Genomic DNA, 18,527 nt, shown 5'->3' on the forward strand with positions numbered 1-18,527 from the left:
GTTTATCACCCCCCTGCTTTCGGGGGTGGGGGCAAACCCCCCATGGGCGTGAACAACCCCCCCCCCCACCCACCGGCCCCCCCCCCCGCCCCCCCGGCCCCGGCGCTTCCGTGCTTTCCGGGTGATCTCCCGCCCCGGCTCCGGCCCGGCTCCGGCCGACTCCGCCACTCCGCCCCGGCTCCGGTCGACTCGGCCTCGACCTCGCCCGGCATCTGTGCGGACGTTCCTGCGCGAACCCATCCGGATGATCTCCGTCCAGGGTGTTTCCGCAGGTCAGACCCGGTTTGGCTAATGGATTTCGCGTCCCGGCGAGGTCCATGTATTGTTGTTCTCGCAAGGCCAACGGGGCGAAAAACCCCGGGAAGCCCAAGCACTCGTAGCTTAACGGATAGAGCATCTGACTACGGATCAGAAGGTTGCAGGTTCGAATCCTGCCGAGTGCACAACAGACCAGAGGCCCTCAGGAGAAATCCTGAGGGCCTCTGGCGTTTCCCGTACACAGCGGAGGAAACGCGCATGACCGTGCACACCGTGACGCCGCTCGACGCGGCACCCGTCGCGCCGGACCGGGTCTGGTACGCCTCCTACGGCTCCAACATGCACATGGAGCGACTCGCCGTGTACCTCGCGGGCGGCACGCCCCCGGGGGCGACGCGGACGTACCCGGGCTGCCGGGACCGGCGGGCGCCCGAACGGTCCCTCGCGGTGGAGTTGGCCGGCCGCCTCTACTTCGCCACCGAGTCCGTCGTGTGGACGGGGGGACGCGCGTTCTACGATCCGGGCGCGCCGGGCCGTACGCGTGCACGCGCGCACCTGATCACCGCCGGTCAGCTGTCCGACATCGCCGCCCAGGAGATGTACGGGGAGCCCGGGGCGGACCTCGACCTGACGGCGGTCCTCCGGGAAGGCCGGCACGCGGTCGGGCCCGGACGGTACGAGACCCTGATCTGCCCCGGCGCGATCGAGGGCGTCCCCGTGCTGACGTTCACGGCGCCGTGGGCGCTCCACGAGGTGGAGGTGCGCGTGCCGTCCGCCGCGTACCTGCGCTGTCTGGCCGGCGGGCTCCTGGAATCGGGCCCGTGGGAGGAGCAGGACATCGCGGAGTACCTGGCCGCGAGCCCGGGGGCCGCCGGCCACTGGACGGCCCGTCAGGTGCGGGAGCTGCTGACCTCGGGCGTCCGCCCCTGAGGCCCGTGTCCTCCTCGGTGGGGAGGGGGACCCCCGGGGTCGTCCGGGTCGGGGATCGGCCCCGCGGGGGACGCCCGCGCGGTGCGGGCCCCGATACGGTCCGAAGGAAGGTCCGGAACGGTCCGGGCCGACGGAGGGGGACTCCCATGGGGCTGTTCGGGAACGCGCACACGGTCGATCCGGTGACGGCGCAGCGGGACTACGCACGGCTGCTCGGGCAGGGGGAGCAGGTGCACGCCGCGTACCTGTTGATCCGGGACACGATCCTGTTCACCGACCGGCGTCTCGTGCTGATCGACAAGCAGGGGCTCACCGGCAAGAAGGTGGAGTACCACTCGGTCCCGTACCGGAGCATCACGCACTTCTCGGTGGAGACCGCCGGTCACTTCGACCTCGACGCCGAGCTCAAGATCTGGCTGTCGGGGAGCGCGGCGCCGATCGAGAAGACCTTCACCAAGGGTGTGGACATCTACGAGGTCCAGGCGATCCTGACGCAGTTCGTCGCCCGCTAGCCGATCCGCCGGACATCCCCCTGGCCCTGCCGGACGCGCGGGAGGCCCGTCACCGAGAGCACCAGGGAGTAGAGGGAGGTGGTGGCGGTGATGAAGAGGCGGTTGTTCTTCGGGCCGCCGAAGGCGATGTTCGAGACGGGCTCGGGGACGCGGATGCGGCCGATGAGGGTGCCGTCCGGGGCGTGGCAGTACACGCCGTTCTCCATCGCCGCGGCCCACAGGCGGCCTTCGTCGTCGAAGCGGATGTTGTCCACCCCGGGGCACCGCGTGAAGACGCGGTCGTCCGTCAGGGTGCCGTCCGGGCCGACCTTGAACGCGCGGATGTGGCCCGCCCGGCTGTCCGCCGCGTAGAGCTCGCTCTCGTCGGGAGAGAAGACCACGCCGTTCGGGCCGAGGAACCCGCCCGCGGCGAGGCGCACCTCGCCGGTCGCCGGGTCGGCGCGGTAGAGGTTGCACGCGCCGATCTCGCCCGGTGCGCGCCGGCCCTCGTAGTCGCTGGTGATGCCGAAGTCCGGGTCGGAGAACCAGACCGAGCCGTCCGAGTGCACCACCGCGTCGTTCGGGCTGTTGAGCCGCTTGCCGTCGAAGCGGTCGGCGATGACCGTGAGGGTGCCGTCCGGTTCGGTGCGGGTGACGCGCCGGTTGCCCTGCTCGCAGGTGATCAGGCGGCCTTCGCGGTCCAGGGTGTTGCCGTTCGGATGGCCGGCCGGGGAGCGGAAGACGCCGACCGCGCCGGTCTCCTCGTCCCAGCGGAGCATCCGGTCATTGGGGATGTCGCTCCACACGAGCTGCCGCCAGGCCGGCAGGTACAGCGGGCCCTCCGCCCAGCGGCAGTCGTCGTAGAGACGTTCGAGCCGCATGTCGCCGTTGGCGCAGCGGCCGGTGCGGAATCGTTCGTCCAGGATCTCGTACAGATTGAGGTCGGCTACGGCTGACATTCTTCCCCCTGGAGAGTTATAGGCCGAATGACATTCGGTCTAGTGGTGAGATTGCAGGATCCTGTACCGTCAGCGCAAGGGATTCCAGGGGATGGGGAGGAAGATCGCGTGGACGACATCGACCGGGCGCTCGTCCTGCGCTTGCAGCAGGACGCGGGTCAGTCGTACGCCGCCCTCGGCGCCGCCGTGGGCCTCTCGGCCGGGGCCACCCACGAGCGGGTGCGCAAGCTGCGCGAGCGCGGGGTCATCCGGCGCACGACGGTCGAGGTGGACCCCGCGGCCGTCGGCAGCGGGGTGCTCGCGTACGTGATGGTCGACTCCAACGCCTGGATGGGGGACTCCCGGGCGGCCTTCGAGGCGATCGCCGAGATCCAGGAGGCGCACATCATCGCGGGGAGCGCCTCCGTCCTGGTCAAGGTGCGCACGGCGTCGACCGGGCAGCTCCAGGACGTCCTGCGCCGCCTCTACGCCATCGACGGCGTCAGCGGTACGCACGCCACCGTCGTGCTGGACACCTTCTTCGAGCGGCCGCTCCCGCTGTGACCTGGTGGTGCACCGGGATCCGGTGGAGCGACGGCCGCCCCGCCATCGGGTGGTGCGCCGAAGGCCGCGGTGAGCGCAGCAGCCCCCTCGCGTACGGGCAGCGGCTGGCCTTCGCGGCCCGGGGGGAACGGCGCTGCCTCGGGGTGTGGCGGGCCGGGAAGCGGACCGCGTGCCCCACGGCCGCCACCGTGCCGGGCCGGGCCGGCAACGCGCAGTGCCCCGAATGCGCCCGCCTGGACCGGTCGTTCTCGGTGGCCGCCGACACCAACGCCGCCGATCCGCGCACCTACCGCGTCTACCTGGCCTGGTTCGGGCCCGGCATGGTCAAGGTCGGCATCACGGCCGAGGAGCGCGGACCGGCCCGGCTGCTGGAACAGGGGGCGGTGACCTGGACCTGGCTGGGGCGCGGACCGCTGATGGCCACCCGCCGCACCGAGGAACTGCTGCGGGCCGCCCTGGGGGTGCCGGACCGGATCGCGTACGCCCGCAAGCGCGCGGTACGGGGGCACCTGCCGCCCGCGGCGGACCGGGCCGGGGAGGTCGCCGAGCTGCACGCCCGGGCCGCGGCCCTGCCCGGCTGGCCGGAGTCGCTGGAGCGGCTGGTGTGCGAGATCGCCGATCACGCCGCGCCGTTCGGGCTGGACGGGCTGCCGGCTCCCGCCCGGGTGATCACCGAGATGGTGCCCGGCGGGGTCGTCGTGGGCCGGCTGGCCGGCGCGGCCGGGCCGGACCTGCACTTCGCGGACGGTCTCGTGGTGGACACCCGGCTGCTCGGCGGCTGGGAGCTCGTCGCCCCGGACGCGGGAGCCGCGAGCGCGGGAGCCGCGAGCGCGGGAGCCGCGAGCGCGGTGCCCGTCGCCGAGCTGGCACCCCCGGCCGCCCCCGGTGGCCAGGACGGGCTGTTCTGACCGGTGCCGCCGGGTGGGCACCGCCCTGCGGTCCAAGGTCAAAACTTGGATCCCTTTGGGCTCCCGGGCCGCTTTCCGGTGGACATGCCGGGGGGCCGCCGCGGAGGGTGGTGGGCATGACCATCCAGCCCGTACCCGCCTTCGAACCGCCTTACGTCATGGCGGTCTTCAGCAATGTCCGCACTCCCGACGACACCGGCTACCCCGAGACGCTCGACCGGATGAAGGAGATCGTGCACGCGAATCCGGGCTTCCTCGGCTACGAGTCCGCCCGCACTCCCGGCGGCCTCGGCATCACCGTCGCCTACTTCCGCGACCACGAGTCCCTCACCCGGTGGCGGCAGGACCTGGAGCACCAGGCGGCCATGAAGCAGGGCCGCGCGGACTGGTACGAGAGCTACACCCTGCACGTCGCGACCGTCGAGCGGAGCCACGGCTTTGCCCGCAACGGCTGACGCGGTCCGCGCCTTCCGGGAGCGGCTCGGCGTGCCCGGACTGGTCGACGTCCACACGCACTTCATGCCCGAGCGGGTCCTGGACAAGGTGTGGGACCACTTCGACGCCGTCGGACCGCTGACCGGCGTCGCCTGGCCCATCACCTACCGGCACGAGGAGGAGCAGCGGGTCGCGCTCCTGCGGGAGTTCGGGGTCCGGGCCTTCACCTCCATGCTCTATCCGCACAAGCCCGAGATGGCTGCCTGGCTCAACTCCTGGTCCGCCGACTTCGCGGCCCGGACCCCCGACTGCCTGCACACGGCGACCTTCTTCCCGGAGGACGGCGCCCCGGCGTACGTCCGGCAGGCCGTCGAGGCCGGCGCCCGGGTCTTCAAGGCGCACCTCCAGGTCGGCGGGTACGACCCCAACGACGACCGGCTCGACGCCGTCTGGGGGATGCTCGCCGAGGCGGGCGTCCCGATCGTGATCCACTGCGGGTCGGGGCCGGTGGCGGCCAAGTACACCGGACCCGAGCCGATCGCCCGGCTGCTGGCCCGCCACCCCCGGCTGCCGCTGATCGTCGCGCACATGGGCATGCCCGAGTACGCCGACTTCCTGGACCTCGCCGAGCGCCACGCCGCCGTGCGCCTGGACACCACCATGGCCTTCACCGACTTCTCCGAGCGGCTGGGCGGATTCCCGCCCGGCGAGCTGGGACGGCTCGCGGACCTCGGTGACCGCATCCTGCTCGGCACCGACTTCCCGAACATCCCCTACCCGTACGAGCACCAGCTGGAGGCCCTGGAGCGGCTCGGCCTCGGCGACGACTGGCTGCGCGCGGTCTGCCACGGCAACGGCGCCCGGCTGTTCCGCCTCGACTGAGCGGGCCGCCCTCCCCGCCCGCGGGCCCCCGGGCACATCCGGTTCTCAGGAAATTCACAGGTAGGGACAAGAACGCTCTCAGAGGCCGCGGTCAGCGTGGTCGCATGACTGCGACGACCACCTCCCCTGCGTCCACGTCCACCAGCAACCCCGGGGCCCTCGTCCGGCCCGACGGCGGCCCCTGCCGGGTCCTCGTCGTCGACGACGAGGCCTCGCTCTCCGAGCTGCTGTCCATGGCCCTGCGCTACGAGGGCTGCGAGGTCCGCAGCGCGGGCGACGGGGCCGGTGCGGTCCGGGCCGCACGGGAGTTCCGGCCCGACGTCGTCGTCCTCGACGTCATGCTGCCCGACATGGACGGCCTCGCCGTCCTGGGACAGCTGCGCCGGGAGATCCCGCAGCTCCCCGTGCTGTTCCTGACCGCGAAGGACTCCGTCGAGGACCGCATCGCGGGCCTGACCGCGGGCGGCGACGACTACGTCACCAAGCCCTTCAGCCTGGAGGAGGTCGTGGCCCGGCTGCGCGGCCTGGTCCGCCGCTCGGGCGCCGCCCAGGCCGCCCGCGGGGGCTCCGTCCTGGCCGTCGGTGACCTGCGGCTCGACGAGGACAGCCACGAGGTGTCCCGCGGCGGCCGGGAGATCCACCTGACCGCCACCGAGTTCGAGCTGCTGCGCTACCTGATGCGCAACCCGCGGCGGGTGCTGAGCAAGGCGCAGATCCTGGACCGGGTGTGGTCGTACGACTTCGGCGGCCAGGCCAACGTCGTCGAGCTGTACATCTCCTACCTGCGGCGCAAGCTGGAGAGCGGCCCCGGTCTGCCCTCGATGATCCACACCCGGCGCGGCGCCGGCTACCTGATCAAGCCGGCCGAGTAGTGGCACCCCGCCCGCCGCGGCGCCGTCGCGTCCTGCGTCCGGTCCGCTCCTGGTCCCTGCGGTCCCGGCTCGTCGTCTCGGCGGTGGCGCTCATCGCCGTGGTGGGCACGGCCATCGGCGCCGTCACCACCCTGGCGCTGCGCTCGTACCTGGTCGACAAGCTCGACCAGCAGCTCCACATCGCCGTGGACATGGCCACGCCGCGGAACCCCGCGGCGGCGAAGGGCGGGCGCGACGGCCTCTGGTTCGTCAGCGCCCCGGGCACCCCACTGGGCGCCGCGGGCATCCGGTCCGAGCCGGACGGCACCGTCGAGGGCGCCCGGCTCGCCGCCATCGGCGGGCCCGGCCTGGAGACCCGCCGGCCGCTCACCCCGGCCCAGTCCCACGTACTGGAGAAGGCCGTCGCCAAGGCCGTCGCCGAACGCGGCCGGCCCGCACCCGTGGACCTGGACCTGCCCGGCCTCGGCAGCTACCGGGTCCAGGCCTCCCCCGAAGGGAACCTGGCCCTGGCCTACCCGCTCACCGAGGTCGACTCCACCGTGCAGACGCTGATCGCCGTGGAGGTCTGCGTCACCCTCGCCGGTCTGATCGCGGCCTCCCTCGCCGGGCAGGCCCTGGTCGGCGTCGCCCTGCGCCCGCTGCGCCGGGTGGCCGCCACCGCCACCCGCGTCTCCGAACTCCCCCTGCACAGCGGCGAGCCCGCCCTCCACGAGCGGGTCCCGGACGCCGAGGCCGATCCCCGGACCGAGGTGGGCCAGGTCGGCGCCGCCCTCAACCGGATGCTGGGACACGTCTCCTCCGCCCTCACCGCCCGCCAGCAGAGCGAGACCCGGGTCCGGCAGTTCGTCGCCGACGCCAGCCACGAACTGCGGACCCCCCTGGCCTCCATCCGCGGGTACGCCGAACTCACCCGCCGGGGCCGCGAGGAGCCCGGTCCGGACACCCGGCACGCCCTGGGCCGCATCGAGTCCGAGGCGACGCGGATGACCGGCCTCGTCGAGGACCTGCTGCTGCTCGCCCGGCTCGACGCCGGCCGCCCGCTGAGCGCGACCGACACCGACCTGGCCCCGCTCGTCATCGACGCCGTCAGCGACGCCCGGGCCGCCGGACCCGAGCACCACTGGCGCCTCGAACTGCCCGCCGAGCCCGCGCCGGTCCACGCCGACCCGGCCAGGATCCAGCAGGTCCTGGTCAACCTGCTCGCCAACGCCCGTACGCACACCCCGCCCGGCACCACCGTCACCGCCGCTGTTTCACGTGAAACATCCGTGATCCGGCTGCGGATCGAGGACGACGGGCCCGGGATCCCACCCGCCCTGCTCCCCCACGTCTTCGAACGGTTCGCACGCGGCGACGCCTCGCGCTCCCGGGCCGCGGGCTCCACCGGCCTGGGGCTCGCCATCGTCTCGGCCGTCGTCACGGCGCACGGCGGACAGGTCGACGTACGGAGCGAGCCCGGGTGGACCTGCTTCGAGGTCCTGCTCCCGCTCGCCCCGGAGCAGCCGACGGTCCCGGGGGCAACGGAATCCCATAGGGACTCACAGACGGAGCACAGGCTCACCACACAGCGCTCACACCCCCCCGGCATATGGTGTTTTTATCCAACCCCACACCACCCCGGGCGCCCTCCGGCCCGGGGCGCACCTCGCGCCCGTGCCCGGCGAGCCCGTACTCGACGTGGTGATCCCGGTCTTCAACGAGGAGAAGGACCTCGGGCCGTGCGTGCGCCGCCTCCACGACCACCTGACCCGCACGTTCCCGTACCCCTTCCGCATCACGATCGCCGACAACGCGAGCACCGACCGCACCCCCGAGGTCGCGGCCGCCCTCGCCGCCACCGTCGACGGCGTACGCAGCACCCGGCTGGAGGAGAAGGGCCGCGGCCGCGCCCTGCGCACCGTCTGGTCCCGCTCCGAGGCACCCGTCCTCGCGTACATGGACGTGGACCTGTCCACCGACCTCAACGCGCTGCTGCCCCTGGTCGCCCCGCTCATCTCCGGGCACTCCGACCTCGCCATCGGCACCCGCCTGGCCCGCTCCTCGCGCGTGGTGCGCGGAGCCAAGCGGGAGTTCGTCTCCCGGGCCTACAACCTGCTCCTGCGCTCCTCCCTCGCCGCCCGCTTCAGTGACGCCCAGTGCGGGTTCAAGGCCATCCGGCGGGAGGTCGCGCAGCGACTGCTGCCACTGGTGGAGGACTCGGGCTGGTTCTTCGACACCGAGATGCTGGTCCTCGCCGAACGCGCCGGGCTGCGCATCCACGAGGTGCCGGTGGACTGGGTGGACGACCCGGACTCCACCGTCCACATCGTCAGCACCGCCACCGCGGACCTCAAGGGCATGTGGCGGGTGGGCCGGGCCCTGGCCGTCGGCGCACTGCCGCTCGACCGGCTCGCCCGCCCCTTCGGCGACGACCCGCGCGACCGCAGCGCCCTGCCCGGAGTGCCGCGCGGGCTGGCCCGCCAGCTGCTCGGCTTCTGCGTGATCGGTGTGCTGTCCACGCTCGCCTACCTCGCCCTGTACTCCCTCTTCCGGCTCGGCACCGGACCCCAGCTCGCCAATGCCGGCGCCCTGCTGGTCTCCGCCGTCGCCAACACCGCCGCCAACCGCCGGCTCACCTTCGGCGTCCGCGGCCGTGAACGGGCCGTCCGCCACCAGGCCCAGGGACTCGCCGTGTTCGGCGTCGGACTGGCCCTGACCAGCGGGTCGCTCGCCGCCCTCGGCGCCGCCACACCCCATCCCGCCCACGGCACCGAACTGGCCGTACTGATCACGGCCAACCTCGCCGCAACCGTGCTGAGGTTCCTGCTCTTCCGCGCCTGGGTCTTCCCCGAGCGGCGCGCCACTCCCGCGAAGGACGACACCCGATGACCACGGCCGTACCACCCATGGACTCCCCGTTCCCGGAACGGGCCCCGACCACCGCGACCGCCCCGGCCGCGCCCGGCACCCCGTCCGCCACGGCGGGCACCGCCACCGCGGGCCGCCCCCGCTGGGAGCGGCCCGCGTACATCGCGCTCCTGCTGGCCACCGCCGTCCTGCTGCTGTGGAACCTGGGCGCCTCCGGCTACGCCAACTCCTTCTACTCCGCCGCCGTCCAGGCGGGCAGCGAGAGCTGGAAGGCCTTCTTCTTCGGCTCCTCCGACGCCGGGAACTCCATCACCGTCGACAAGCCCCCGGCCGCCCTGTGGCCCATGGCGCTGTCCGTCCGGCTGTTCGGGCTCGGCGGCTGGCAGATCCTCGTCCCGCAGGCCCTGATGGGCGTCGGCACCACGGCCGTGCTCTACGCCGCCGTACGCCGCCACTTCGGTCCCGCAGCCGCACTGCTCAGCGGTACGGTCTTCGCGCTCACCCCGGTGGCCGCGCTGATGTTCCGCTTCAACAACCCGGACGCACTGCTCGCGCTGCTGCTGACCGTCACCGTCTACTGCGTACTGCGCGCCCTCGAAGGCGCGCACACCAAGTGGCTGGTCTGGGCGGGCGTCGCGGTCGGCTTCGCCTTCCTCACCAAGACCCTCCAGGCCTTCCTCATCCTGCCGCCGCTGGCCGTCGTGTACGCGGTCTGCGCGCCCACCCGGCTGCGCCGCCGGCTCGGCCAGCTGCTGCTCGCAGGCCTGGCCATGGTGGTGGCCGGCGGCTGGTGGGTGGCCATCGTGGAACTCTGGCCCGCGTCCTCGCGCCCGTACATCGGCGGCTCGCAGACCAACTCCTTCCTGGAGCTGACCTTCGGCTACAACGGCCTCGGCCGGATCAACGGGGACGAGACCGGAAGCGTCGGCGGCGGGGCCCGCCCCGGTGGCGGCGGCGGTCCCGGCTGGGGAGAGACCGGCATCGACCGGCTGTTCTCGGCCAACGTCGGCGGGCAGATCTCCTGGCTGCTCCCGGCGGCCCTCGTCATGCTCGTCGCCGGACTGGTCGTCACCTGGCGGGCCCGCCGGGCCGCCGACTCCCTGGAGGGCATGGCCCGCGCGTCCTTCCTGGTGTGGGGCGGCGCCCTGCTGACCACCGCGCTCGTCTTCAGCTACATGCAGGGCATCTTCCACGAGTACTACACGGTGGCGCTGGCGCCGTACGTGGCCGCGCTGGTCGGCATGGGCGCGGCCCTGCTGTGGGAGGAGCGGGGCGGCAAAGCCGCCGCGCTCACCCTCGCCGGCACCCTCGCACTGACCGCGTGGTGGTCGTACGTCCTGCTCGGCCGCTCGTCCGGATATCTGCCGTGGCTGCGCTGGACGGTCCTCGTCGCCGGTCTGGCCGCGGCCGCCGGGCTGCTGTTCGGGGCCCGGCTCGGCCGCCGGTTCGTGCGCGGTGCGGCGGCGCTGGGGGTGGCCGCGGCGCTGGCCGGGCCGCTCGCGTACTGCCTGACCACGGTGGATTCCACGCGCGGCGGGTCGATCGTGACGGCCGGGCCCGCGGTGTCCGGCGGCCGCGGCGGCATGGGCATGCGGATGTTCGGCGGCGGGGAGTTCCCGCCCGGCGCGTTCCCGCAGGGAATGCCACAGGGTGCCTCGCAGGGCGGCCCCGGCGGCGGCCCGCAGGGCGGTTCCCGGCAGTTCCCCGGCGGCCAGGGATTCCCCGGCGGCCAGGGCGGCCAGGGCGGCCAAGGCGGTCAGGGCGGCCAGGGCGGCCAGGGATTCCCCGGCGGGCGCGGTGGCGGTGCGCGCGGCGGGCAGAACTCCGCGGGCGGCGGTCCCGGCGGCCTGCTGGGCGGCACGAAGGTCGGTGCGGCGGCCACGGCGGCCCTGCGCAAGGACGCGGGGAAGTACACCTGGGCGGCGGCCGCCGTCGGTGCGCAGAACGCGGCGAGCTACCAGCTGGCCTCCGGCGAGCCGGTGATGCCGATCGGCGGCTTCAACGGCAGCGACCCGTCCCCGACGCTCGCCAAGTTCCAGGAGTACGTGCGCACCGGCAAGATCCACTACTTCGTCGGTGAGGGCGAGCGTGCCGGTGGCGAGGGGCAGGCCGTGCCCGGCGGTCCGGGCGGTGGCCGCGGCGGTGGCCCGGGCGGTGGCACCAGCAGCGCCATCACGAGCTGGGTCAAGGCCAACTTCAAGGCCACCACGGTCGGCGGAGCCGCTTTCTACGACCTGACCGCCCCCCTGAACGGCACGTCCGCCCCGTCCTGAACCTGCCGGAACGCGAGGGGCACCCTCTAGCATCAAGTGGGCGGACCGGGCATTCCGGGCTGATCCAGCTGTTGTGAGGAGGGTGCCTCCATGGTGACCGCGGCCGATGCCGGCAAGACCCGGACCAGCGTGTGGCTGGCTCCCGGGCACTGCGCACCCGCCAGACGCCGCAGCGAGGCGCCCTCCGGGCTCGACCGGGACCGGATCACCGGAGCCACCGTCCGGCTGCTCGACGCCGAGGGGCTGGCCCGGTTCTCGATGCGGCGGCTCGCGGCCGGGCTCGGGGTCACCGCGATGTCCCTGTACTGGTACGTCGACACCAAGCACGATCTGCTCGAACTCGCCCTGGACCGGGCGCTGGGCGAGCTCCCGCTGCCGCGGACCACCCCGGCCGGGCCGGCCCTGGAGGGCTGGCCCGGCCGGCTGCGTTCGCTGGCCTGCGGCTACCGGCGGCTGCTGGCGGAGCACCCCTGGGTGGCTCCGCTGACCGCCGCGTACCCGAACATCGGACCGCACGCCCGGGCCTTCGACTCCGCACTGCAGCGGCTGCTCGACGCCACCGGCCTCGCGGGCGGCTGCCGGACCGGGGCGCACCTGGCCGTGTCGCAGTTCCTGCACGGCTGTGGGGGTACCGCCCGGCGGGCGCCCGACGGGGACTTCGCCCTCGCGCTCGACGTCCTGATCGCGGGCATCGAGGTACAGGCCGCCGGTGCCCGCCCGGGCGCCGGCCCGGGGGCGTAGGAGAAAGCCCCCGCCGGGTGCTCCCCCCTGTCGGACGTGGGGAGCACCCGGCGGGGGCCGGGGCGCGTGTCTTCCGGTGTGGCGCGGCGGCGCTACTCGGCCGGGGCGGCCGACGCGGCCGGGGCGTGGGCCGCGGGCTTCGACTTCAGCGCGACCTCCTTGATGAACAGCACCAGGACGAGCCCGAGCAGGGCGAACGGCGCCGCGTAGAGGAAGACGTCGCCGACGCCGTGCCCGTACGCGGACTCGATGACCGCGCGGAACGGCGCGGGCAGCTTGTCCAGGTCGGGGATCCCGCCGCCGGCGGTGCCGCCGTGGCCCATCGCCGCCGCCTTCGGTCCGAGCGCCGCCAGGCCGTCCTGCACGTAGTGGGTGACCCGGTTGGCCATGACCGCGCCGAGCGCCGAGACGCCCATCGCACCGCCGAGCGAGCGGAAGAAGGTGACGACCGAGCTGGCGGCGCCCAGGTCCTCGGGGGCCACCTGGTTCTGCGTGGCGAGGACGAGGTTCTGCATCATCATGCCGAGACCGAGGCCGGTCAGCGCCATGTAGATCGCGATGTGCCAGTACGGGGTGTCGTACCGCAGGGTGCCCAGCAGGCCGAGACCGGCCGTCAGCAGGACGCCGCCGGAGACGAGCCAGGCCTTCCACCGGCCGGTCTTGGTGATCACCTGACCGGAAACCGTGGAGGAGACGAAGAGCCCGCCGATCATCGGAATCGTGAGGATTCCGGACATCGTGGGGGACTCGCCCCGCGCCAGCTGGAAGAACTGGCTGAAGAACACCGTGCCCGAGAACATCGCGATACCGACGAACAGCGAGGCCGCCGAGGCGAGGCTGATGGTCTTGTTGCGGAACAGGCGCAGCGGGATGATCGGGTCGCTCGCCCTGGACTCGACCAGGAGGAAGAGCAGGCCGAGCACGACGGCGCCACCGGTCATCGCCGCGGTGGTCCAGGAGACCCAGGCGTACGAGTCGCCGGCCTGCGTGACCCAGATCAGCAGCAGGGACACGGCCCCGCTGATCAGGAAGGCGCCGAGCCAGTCGACCTTGACGTCACGGCGGACGACCGGGAGGTGCAGGGTCCGCTGGAGGACGATCAGGGCGATGACCGCGAACGGCACGCCGACGTAGAAGCACCAGCGCCAGCCGAGCCACGAGGTGTCGGTGATGACACCGCCGAGCAGCGGACCGCCGACGGTGGCGACGGCGAAGACGGCGCCGAGGTAGCCGCTGTACCGGCCGCGCTCGCGCGGGGAGATCATCGCGGCCATCACGATCTGGGCGAGGGCGGACAGACCGCCGACGCCGATGCCCTGGACCACGCGGCAGGCGATGAGCATGCCGGTGTTCTGGGACAGGCCCGCGACCACCGAGCCGAGGACGTAGATCACCAGGGATATCTGGACGAGCAGCTTCTTGCTGAACAGGTCCGACAGCTTGCCCCAGAGCGGGGTCGCCGCCGTCATCGACAGCAGGGCCGCGGTGACGACCCAGGTGTACGAGGACTGGGTGCCGCCGAGGTCGCTGATGATCTGGGGCAGGGCGTTGGAGACGATCGTGGACGACAGGATCGCCACGAACATTCCGAGCATCAGGCCGGACAGCGCCCTCATGATCTGCGCGTGGGTCATGGGGGCGTGGGCGTGCGCGGATGCGGGGTCGGACGTGGTCTCCGACCGGCTGCCTCCCTGCACACCGGTGGGTGTGGTGGTCGCCATGTGGTTCCTTTGTCTAGAAGCTCGATCGGAGCCGGGTCAGCAAGGTGTTGAGTACGTCGATGTCGTGGGCGGACCAGTCGGCCAGCGCCTTCTCCAGCGCGCGGGTGTAGCGCGCGCCGAGCTCGGCGAGGAGCGCGTGGCCGGCCGGGGTGAGCCGCAGGATCCGGCAGCGGGCGTCGCCGGGGTCGACGTCGCGGGTGATCCACCCGCGGTCGGCGACGTGGGCGACGTGGCGGCTGGTCACCGAGATGTCGATGGCCATGAGGTCGGAGAGGCGGCCGAGCCGCATTTCGCCGTGGCGGTCGAGCACGGTCAGGACGGCGGCGGAGCCGGCCGGGCAGTCCGCGGGGAGCATGCGGGCGAGGTCGCGCTTGACCGCGCCGATGCCGGTGAGCTGGCGGGCCAGCTCCTCGTAGCGGGTGGGGTGGGGCTGCGTTTCCGTGGGCATGGGCTCCGCCCTCCCTCCTCTGCTCATGTTGTTGCTTAGGGCAACCATAGAAGCGGTTGGTTGCTACAGGCAAATGAATAGGGGGGTGGGGGCGGTAAAGGAATCGGAAAACCCGCTAGGGTCCTGCGCATGGCTGCGAACCACAATTCACAGGGCCCCGAGGGCAACTACGACCCCGCGGGCAGCACTCAGATGTTCCGGGCGTTCGTCGAAGAGGCGGCGCCGACCGGGCCGGGCGCCGGGGCGGGTCCGGTTGCACCCGGCTCCCGGCGGCGCCAGCCCCAGCCCTCGGGGTCCAAGGCCGGGCTGTGGCTGGGCGTGGGGCTCGCGGTCGTGCTGCTGGTCGGGGCGGTGTGCTGGCTCGCCCTGCGGTAGCCCTGGCCGGGTCGTCGGACGGGCCCCCGTGCGGGTGCGGCGCCGTTGCGGGGGCCCTGCCCCCGGGCCCCCGCGCCTCAAACGCCGGCAGGGCTGAGAGAAGCCGGCCGTCGGCGGCGCTGAAGGGGGCCGGCCTTCGGCGGGCCGAAAGGGCTGGCGCCGGGCAGGCCGGAAGGGGCTTGGGGTGCCGGCGGGGCTGACGGACGGGGCTGTGCCCCGGACCCCGCGTCTCGCACGCCCGCGGGGCCGACGCTGCGGTCAGGTCCAGGTGGCCGTGGCCTTCTGGGTTTCCACGTGCATGCCCAGGGGGACTCGCCAGGACTCGACGCAGACCGTGTAGGTCTGCGTCCTCGTCGTGCCTCCGGGGATCGGGGCCGGGAGGGGCTGGGTCGTCGTGATCGTGGCCCAGTCGATGCCGAGGGCGCCGATGATGTGCGTCGAGAACGTGACCGTGCCCGAACGGGCGGCCGTGGTGCCCGTGTTGGTGAACGCCACCGTGACCTTCTCGCACCAGCGGTCCGCCGCCGGGGTGCGGGCCGGGGGCCCCGGTGTCAGGTTCGCCGGGGTGGCCGGCGCGGCCGGGGGTGTCGTGCCCGGTTTCGTCGTCGCGGGGGATCCCGGGGGCGGTGCGGGCGGGGCCGGCCCGGGCGGGGTCCCGGGTGGCGGGACGGTTCCGGGCGGGGCGGTCGTGGCTCCGGTCCGGGCGGAGCCGGCCGTGCTCTGCGGAACCGGGGTACCGGGCGGCGTACTCGTGGCGGGAGAAGGGGCTGCGCCCAGCTGCTGCAGCTCCACCGGCCCCGCGGGGGCCACGTTGTCGCCCGCGCGGCGCTCCGGGCCGGGGGCCACGGCTCCCGCGGCCGCGTAGCCGTCGCGTGCCGGGCCGCCGCATCCGGTCAGGAGTGCGGCGGCCGTACAGCACAGGGCCACGAGGGTCATCGCGCGGCGTTCCCTTCGCATCGCGGCAGTCTGGGTGACTGCGCGTCAGATGGGAAGGGAGGTGCCGCGATTACTCGTCGTTCACCCGTGGGTCACTCGCCGATCAGGCCCGTCCGGAGCTGTGCCAGCGTGCGGGTGAGCAGCCGGGAGACGTGCATCTGGGAGATGCCGACCTCCTCGCCGATCTGCGACTGCGTCATGTTCGCGAAGAACCGCAGCATGATGATCTGCCGTTCCCGGGGCGGGAGTTTGGCGAGCAGCGGCTTCAGCGACTCGCGGTACTCGACGCCTTCCAGCGCGGCGTCCTCGTAGCCGAGGCGGTCCGCGAGCGAGCCCTCGCCGCCCTCGTCCTCGGGTGAGGGCGAGTCGAGCGAGGAGGCGGTGTAGGCGTTGCCCACGGCGAGGCCGTCGACGACGTCCTCCTCCGACACCCCGAGCACCGCGGCCAGTTCCGGCACGGTCGGCGAGCGGTCGAGCTTCTGGGCGAGCTCGTCACTGGCCTTGGTGAGGGCGAGGCGCAGCTCCTGGAGCCGGCGCGGGACGCGCACGGACCACGAGGTGTCCCTGAAGAAGCGCTTGATCTCTCCCACGACGGTCGGCATCGCGAACGTCGGGAACTCCACGCCGCGTTCGCAGTCGAACCGGTCGATCGCCTTGATCAGGCCGATCGTGCCGACCTGGACGATGTCCTCCATCGGCTCGTTCCGGCTGCGGAAGCGAGCGGCGGCGTACCGCACCAGGGGCAGGTTCAGCTCGATCAGGGTGTCGCGTACGTACGCCCGTTCGGGGCTGTCCGCGTCCAGGGCGGCAAGTCGCTGGAAGAGGGAGCGGGAGAGGGTGCGGGTGTCGATGGCTTCCGAGCGGTCGGACGCTGCCGGTGCTGCCGGCGCAGCGCTCTTGACGAGCGTGAGCACCTTGGAGCTGCCCTGGTCTACGGACATGCCACCCCCTTGAGGTCGCGGACGGTCGCGTACTGCGCGCCCGTCGGAGGAACGCAGCCTCCACCTGAATACCGGAGGCGGGGCTGCGGCAAACGCGGTTCCCGCAGAATGTCACATGTCGGCAACGCGCTGTAGCGCCATGTCGACATATATCTCCAGCGACAGAGCGGAATCAGCCCGTTCTGTCGGGAAACGGCGGAACGACCTCCACCCGTTCCAGCTACGCCTCGATCCTGTTTGCGGATCGGAGTCGAGCGAAGCTCCGGGCGAGCAGCCGTGAGACGTGCATTTGGGACACGCCGAGCTCCGCGCTGATCTGGGACTGCGTCAGATTGTTGTAGTACCGCAGCAGCAGGATCCTTTGTTCACGTTCGGGCAGCTGTACGAGGAGGTGGCGGACGAGGTCGCGGTGTTCGACCCCGGCCAGCTCCGGGTCCTCGTAGCCGAGGCGGTCCAGCAACCCCGGCAGCCCGTCGCCCTCCTGGGCGGCCTCCAGCGAGGTGGCGTGGTAGCTGCGGCCCGCCTCGATGCAGGACAGGACCTCGTCCTCGGTGATCCGCAGCCGCTCGGCGATCTCCGGTGTGGTCGGCGTGCGCCCGTGCAGGGTGGTGAGGTCCTCGGTGGCCGCGTTCACCTGGACCCACAGCTCGTGGAGCCGGCGCGGTACGTGGACGGTGCGGACGTTGTCGCGGAAGTACCGCTTGATCTCGCCCACGACGGTCGGCATGGCGAAGGTCGGGAACTGCACCCCGCGGTCCGGGTCGAACCGGTCGATCGCGTTGATGAGGCCGATCGTGCCGACCTGGACGACGTCCTCCATCGGCTCGTTGCGGCTGCGGAAGCGGGCGGCCGCGTACCGGACGAGCGGAAGGTTCGCCTCGATGAGGGCGCCGCGCACCCGGTGGTGCTCGTTCGTGCCCGGCTGAAGGTCCTTCAGCTGCCCGAACAGGACCTGGGTGAGGGCCCGGGTGTCCGCGCCCCGGCTCTGCGGTCTCGGGGCCGCTGGGGGCTCCTCAGGGGCGTCCTGCTGGGGCGGGACCTGGGAGTCCTGGGCGGTCTCGTGCTGCGGGCCCGGCCGGGGGTCCTGCCGGGACTCCTGCTGGGTCTCCTGCTGGGGTGGCACCTGAGGCGCAGTACTGGCCGGCACGGTCACGCCACCCCTTCATGTCAACTCATCCGTCAAAAGCGGTCATAGCATCACAAGACATGTGCACTGTGTGCAAGCACCGTATATCACCGTGTTGACGGCAAGTTGGGCATAATGGGGTGTTTTGGGTGAGGTCATTGTGGGGGTGCGGAATGGAAAAGCCAACGCGAAATCCGGCGCGGAAGCCCACGCAAAAGCCCCCCACCCGTTCGGAGTGGGGGGCCGGTCGGTCCGCAGGCCGTGTCGGCGTTCGGGTCAGCGCACCAGTTCGGTCATGAACGCGCCGATGCCGTGGGCCGCGTCGGATATGCCCTGGAAGCCTATTTTGACGATGTCGGCCGCCTTGACCGGCTGGGTGATGATCACGAAGAGCACGAACACGACGAGCCCACCCATGATCATCTTCTTGGTGTCCATGTGCGGTGTCGGCCTCCCCAACCGGTCCTGCAAAGTCGGGTGAGTCTAACCGTTCGTCTTCGGACACTCATCAGGCCTTTATGGACCAATGGCCCGGGCGTCCGGGTCCTTTGCCGCGGCGCAGGCGGGTGCGCGTGGCCCAGGATGGAGGGCGAGTCCACCGGTTCTGGCAGGAAATCGGTGGGTGAGGGACAGGACCTCACTGCGGGGTCCGAGCCGCGAGCTTCCCCCTGACCGCGGCCCGGACTGGCAGGTTCCGTCCTCGTCGGGGGGAGTGGCTCGTCCCCCGACGCCACTTCCCCCGTCCCGTGAGGGGGGAGGGGGAACCCCACCACGCGGGGAGGGGGAGGGGGGCGGGGGTGGGGGGGGGGAGGGGGGAGGGGGGGGGGGGGAAGGCGCCGGG

18 protein-coding genes, 1 tRNA gene and 1 pseudogene are annotated in these 18,527 nt (G+C 72.6%); 13 read left to right on the plus strand and 7 right to left on the minus strand.

The window, feature by feature from the left end:
* Positions 1-370: 370 nt before the first annotated feature.
* The 3 genes from ACFXA3_RS10845 to ACFXA3_RS10855 all read left to right on the plus strand — a co-directional run bounded on the left by ACFXA3_RS10845 (position 371) and on the right by ACFXA3_RS10855 (position 1,700).
* Positions 371-443, plus strand: a tRNA-Arg gene (locus tag ACFXA3_RS10845).
* A gap of 73 nt (positions 444-516) precedes the next feature.
* Entirely contained in the window at positions 517-1,188 is a 672-nt protein-coding gene (locus ACFXA3_RS10850; RefSeq protein WP_385184883.1) for a histone deacetylase, read from the plus strand.
* A 146-nt stretch (positions 1,189-1,334) separates the two neighbouring features.
* On the plus strand, positions 1,335-1,700 hold the full coding sequence (locus ACFXA3_RS10855; protein ID WP_385184886.1) for a PH domain-containing protein: 366 nt from the start codon (positions 1,335-1,337) through the stop codon (positions 1,698-1,700).
* Here the strand turns inward: ACFXA3_RS10855 and ACFXA3_RS10860 are convergent.
* Complete coding sequence (locus tag ACFXA3_RS10860) at positions 1,697-2,638, minus strand: SMP-30/gluconolactonase/LRE family protein (protein WP_385184889.1); 942 nt, start codon at positions 2,636-2,638, stop codon at positions 1,697-1,699. The two genes, ACFXA3_RS10855 and ACFXA3_RS10860, sit on opposite strands and share 4 nt — an antisense overlap.
* Before the next feature lie 108 nt (positions 2,639-2,746).
* Between ACFXA3_RS10860 and ACFXA3_RS10865 the strand changes: the two genes are divergently transcribed.
* From ACFXA3_RS10865 to ACFXA3_RS10905, 9 genes and pseudogenes are all read left to right on the plus strand, one after another.
* Positions 2,747-3,181, plus strand: coding sequence for an Lrp/AsnC family transcriptional regulator (locus ACFXA3_RS10865; protein ID WP_385184892.1), 435 nt, complete (start codon positions 2,747-2,749; stop codon positions 3,179-3,181).
* Positions 3,178-4,089, plus strand: coding sequence for a DUF2797 domain-containing protein (locus ACFXA3_RS10870; protein WP_385184895.1), 912 nt, complete (start codon positions 3,178-3,180; stop codon positions 4,087-4,089). Before ACFXA3_RS10865 ends, ACFXA3_RS10870 begins: the two co-directional genes overlap by 4 nt.
* Before the next feature lie 116 nt (positions 4,090-4,205).
* Positions 4,206-4,544, plus strand: coding sequence for an antibiotic biosynthesis monooxygenase (locus tag ACFXA3_RS10875; RefSeq protein WP_054227152.1), 339 nt, complete (start codon positions 4,206-4,208; stop codon positions 4,542-4,544).
* On the plus strand, positions 4,528-5,406 hold the full coding sequence (locus ACFXA3_RS10880) for an amidohydrolase family protein (RefSeq protein ID WP_385184898.1): 879 nt from the start codon (positions 4,528-4,530) through the stop codon (positions 5,404-5,406). Before ACFXA3_RS10875 ends, ACFXA3_RS10880 begins: the two co-directional genes overlap by 17 nt.
* Before the next feature lie 104 nt (positions 5,407-5,510).
* Positions 5,511-6,278 (plus strand): response regulator transcription factor, encoded by a 768-nt coding sequence (locus ACFXA3_RS10885; RefSeq protein WP_385184901.1) that lies wholly within the window; start codon positions 5,511-5,513, stop codon positions 6,276-6,278.
* Positions 6,278-7,849 (plus strand): annotated as a pseudogene (locus ACFXA3_RS10890) (sensor histidine kinase); the annotation flags it as partial. The gene ACFXA3_RS10885 and the pseudogene ACFXA3_RS10890, both read left to right, overlap by 1 nt.
* 28 nt (positions 7,850-7,877) lie before the next feature.
* On the plus strand, positions 7,878-9,146 hold the full coding sequence (locus ACFXA3_RS10895; protein WP_385184926.1) for a glycosyltransferase: 1,269 nt from the start codon (positions 7,878-7,880) through the stop codon (positions 9,144-9,146).
* On the plus strand, positions 9,143-11,398 hold the full coding sequence (locus tag ACFXA3_RS10900) for an ArnT family glycosyltransferase (protein WP_385184904.1): 2,256 nt from the start codon (positions 9,143-9,145) through the stop codon (positions 11,396-11,398). The genes ACFXA3_RS10895 and ACFXA3_RS10900 overlap by 4 nt, the downstream gene beginning before the upstream one ends.
* Before the next feature lie 90 nt (positions 11,399-11,488).
* The gene (locus tag ACFXA3_RS10905) at positions 11,489-12,139 is read left to right on the plus strand and encodes a TetR/AcrR family transcriptional regulator (protein ID WP_385184906.1); all 651 of its coding nucleotides are present in this window, start codon (positions 11,489-11,491) and stop codon (positions 12,137-12,139) included.
* 92 nt (positions 12,140-12,231) lie between these two features.
* On the opposite strand, the gene ACFXA3_RS10910 is transcribed toward ACFXA3_RS10905, so the two are convergent.
* Both ACFXA3_RS10910 and ACFXA3_RS10915 read right to left on the minus strand, forming a co-directional pair.
* Entirely contained in the window at positions 12,232-13,860 is a 1,629-nt protein-coding gene (locus ACFXA3_RS10910; RefSeq protein ID WP_385184909.1) for an MDR family MFS transporter, read from the minus strand.
* A gap of 13 nt (positions 13,861-13,873) precedes the next feature.
* Entirely contained in the window at positions 13,874-14,308 is a 435-nt protein-coding gene (locus tag ACFXA3_RS10915; protein WP_385184912.1) for a MarR family winged helix-turn-helix transcriptional regulator, read from the minus strand.
* A 129-nt stretch (positions 14,309-14,437) separates the two neighbouring features.
* Between ACFXA3_RS10915 and ACFXA3_RS10920 the strand changes: the two genes are divergently transcribed.
* The gene (locus tag ACFXA3_RS10920) at positions 14,438-14,683 is read left to right on the plus strand and encodes a hypothetical protein (protein ID WP_385184915.1); all 246 of its coding nucleotides are present in this window, start codon (positions 14,438-14,440) and stop codon (positions 14,681-14,683) included.
* A gap of 258 nt (positions 14,684-14,941) precedes the next feature.
* On the opposite strand, the gene ACFXA3_RS10925 is transcribed toward ACFXA3_RS10920, so the two are convergent.
* The 4 genes from ACFXA3_RS10925 to ACFXA3_RS10940 all read right to left on the minus strand — a co-directional run bounded on the left by ACFXA3_RS10925 (position 14,942) and on the right by ACFXA3_RS10940 (position 18,124).
* A complete protein-coding gene (locus ACFXA3_RS10925) occupies positions 14,942-15,640 on the minus strand; it encodes a hypothetical protein (RefSeq protein WP_385184918.1) in 699 nt (232 codons plus the stop codon).
* A gap of 71 nt (positions 15,641-15,711) precedes the next feature.
* Entirely contained in the window at positions 15,712-16,560 is an 849-nt protein-coding gene (locus ACFXA3_RS10930) for an RNA polymerase sigma factor SigF (RefSeq protein WP_385184920.1), read from the minus strand.
* A 220-nt stretch (positions 16,561-16,780) separates the two neighbouring features.
* A complete protein-coding gene (locus tag ACFXA3_RS10935) occupies positions 16,781-17,683 on the minus strand; it encodes an RNA polymerase sigma factor SigF (protein ID WP_385184923.1) in 903 nt (300 codons plus the stop codon).
* A 279-nt stretch (positions 17,684-17,962) separates the two neighbouring features.
* A complete protein-coding gene (locus ACFXA3_RS10940) occupies positions 17,963-18,124 on the minus strand; it encodes a hypothetical protein (RefSeq protein ID WP_159046037.1) in 162 nt (53 codons plus the stop codon).
* Positions 18,125-18,527 lie beyond the last annotated feature (403 nt).

The sequence above is a fragment of the Streptomyces sp. NPDC059456 genome (assembly GCF_042750055.1).
Lineage (GTDB): Bacteria > Actinomycetota > Actinomycetes > Streptomycetales > Streptomycetaceae > Streptomyces.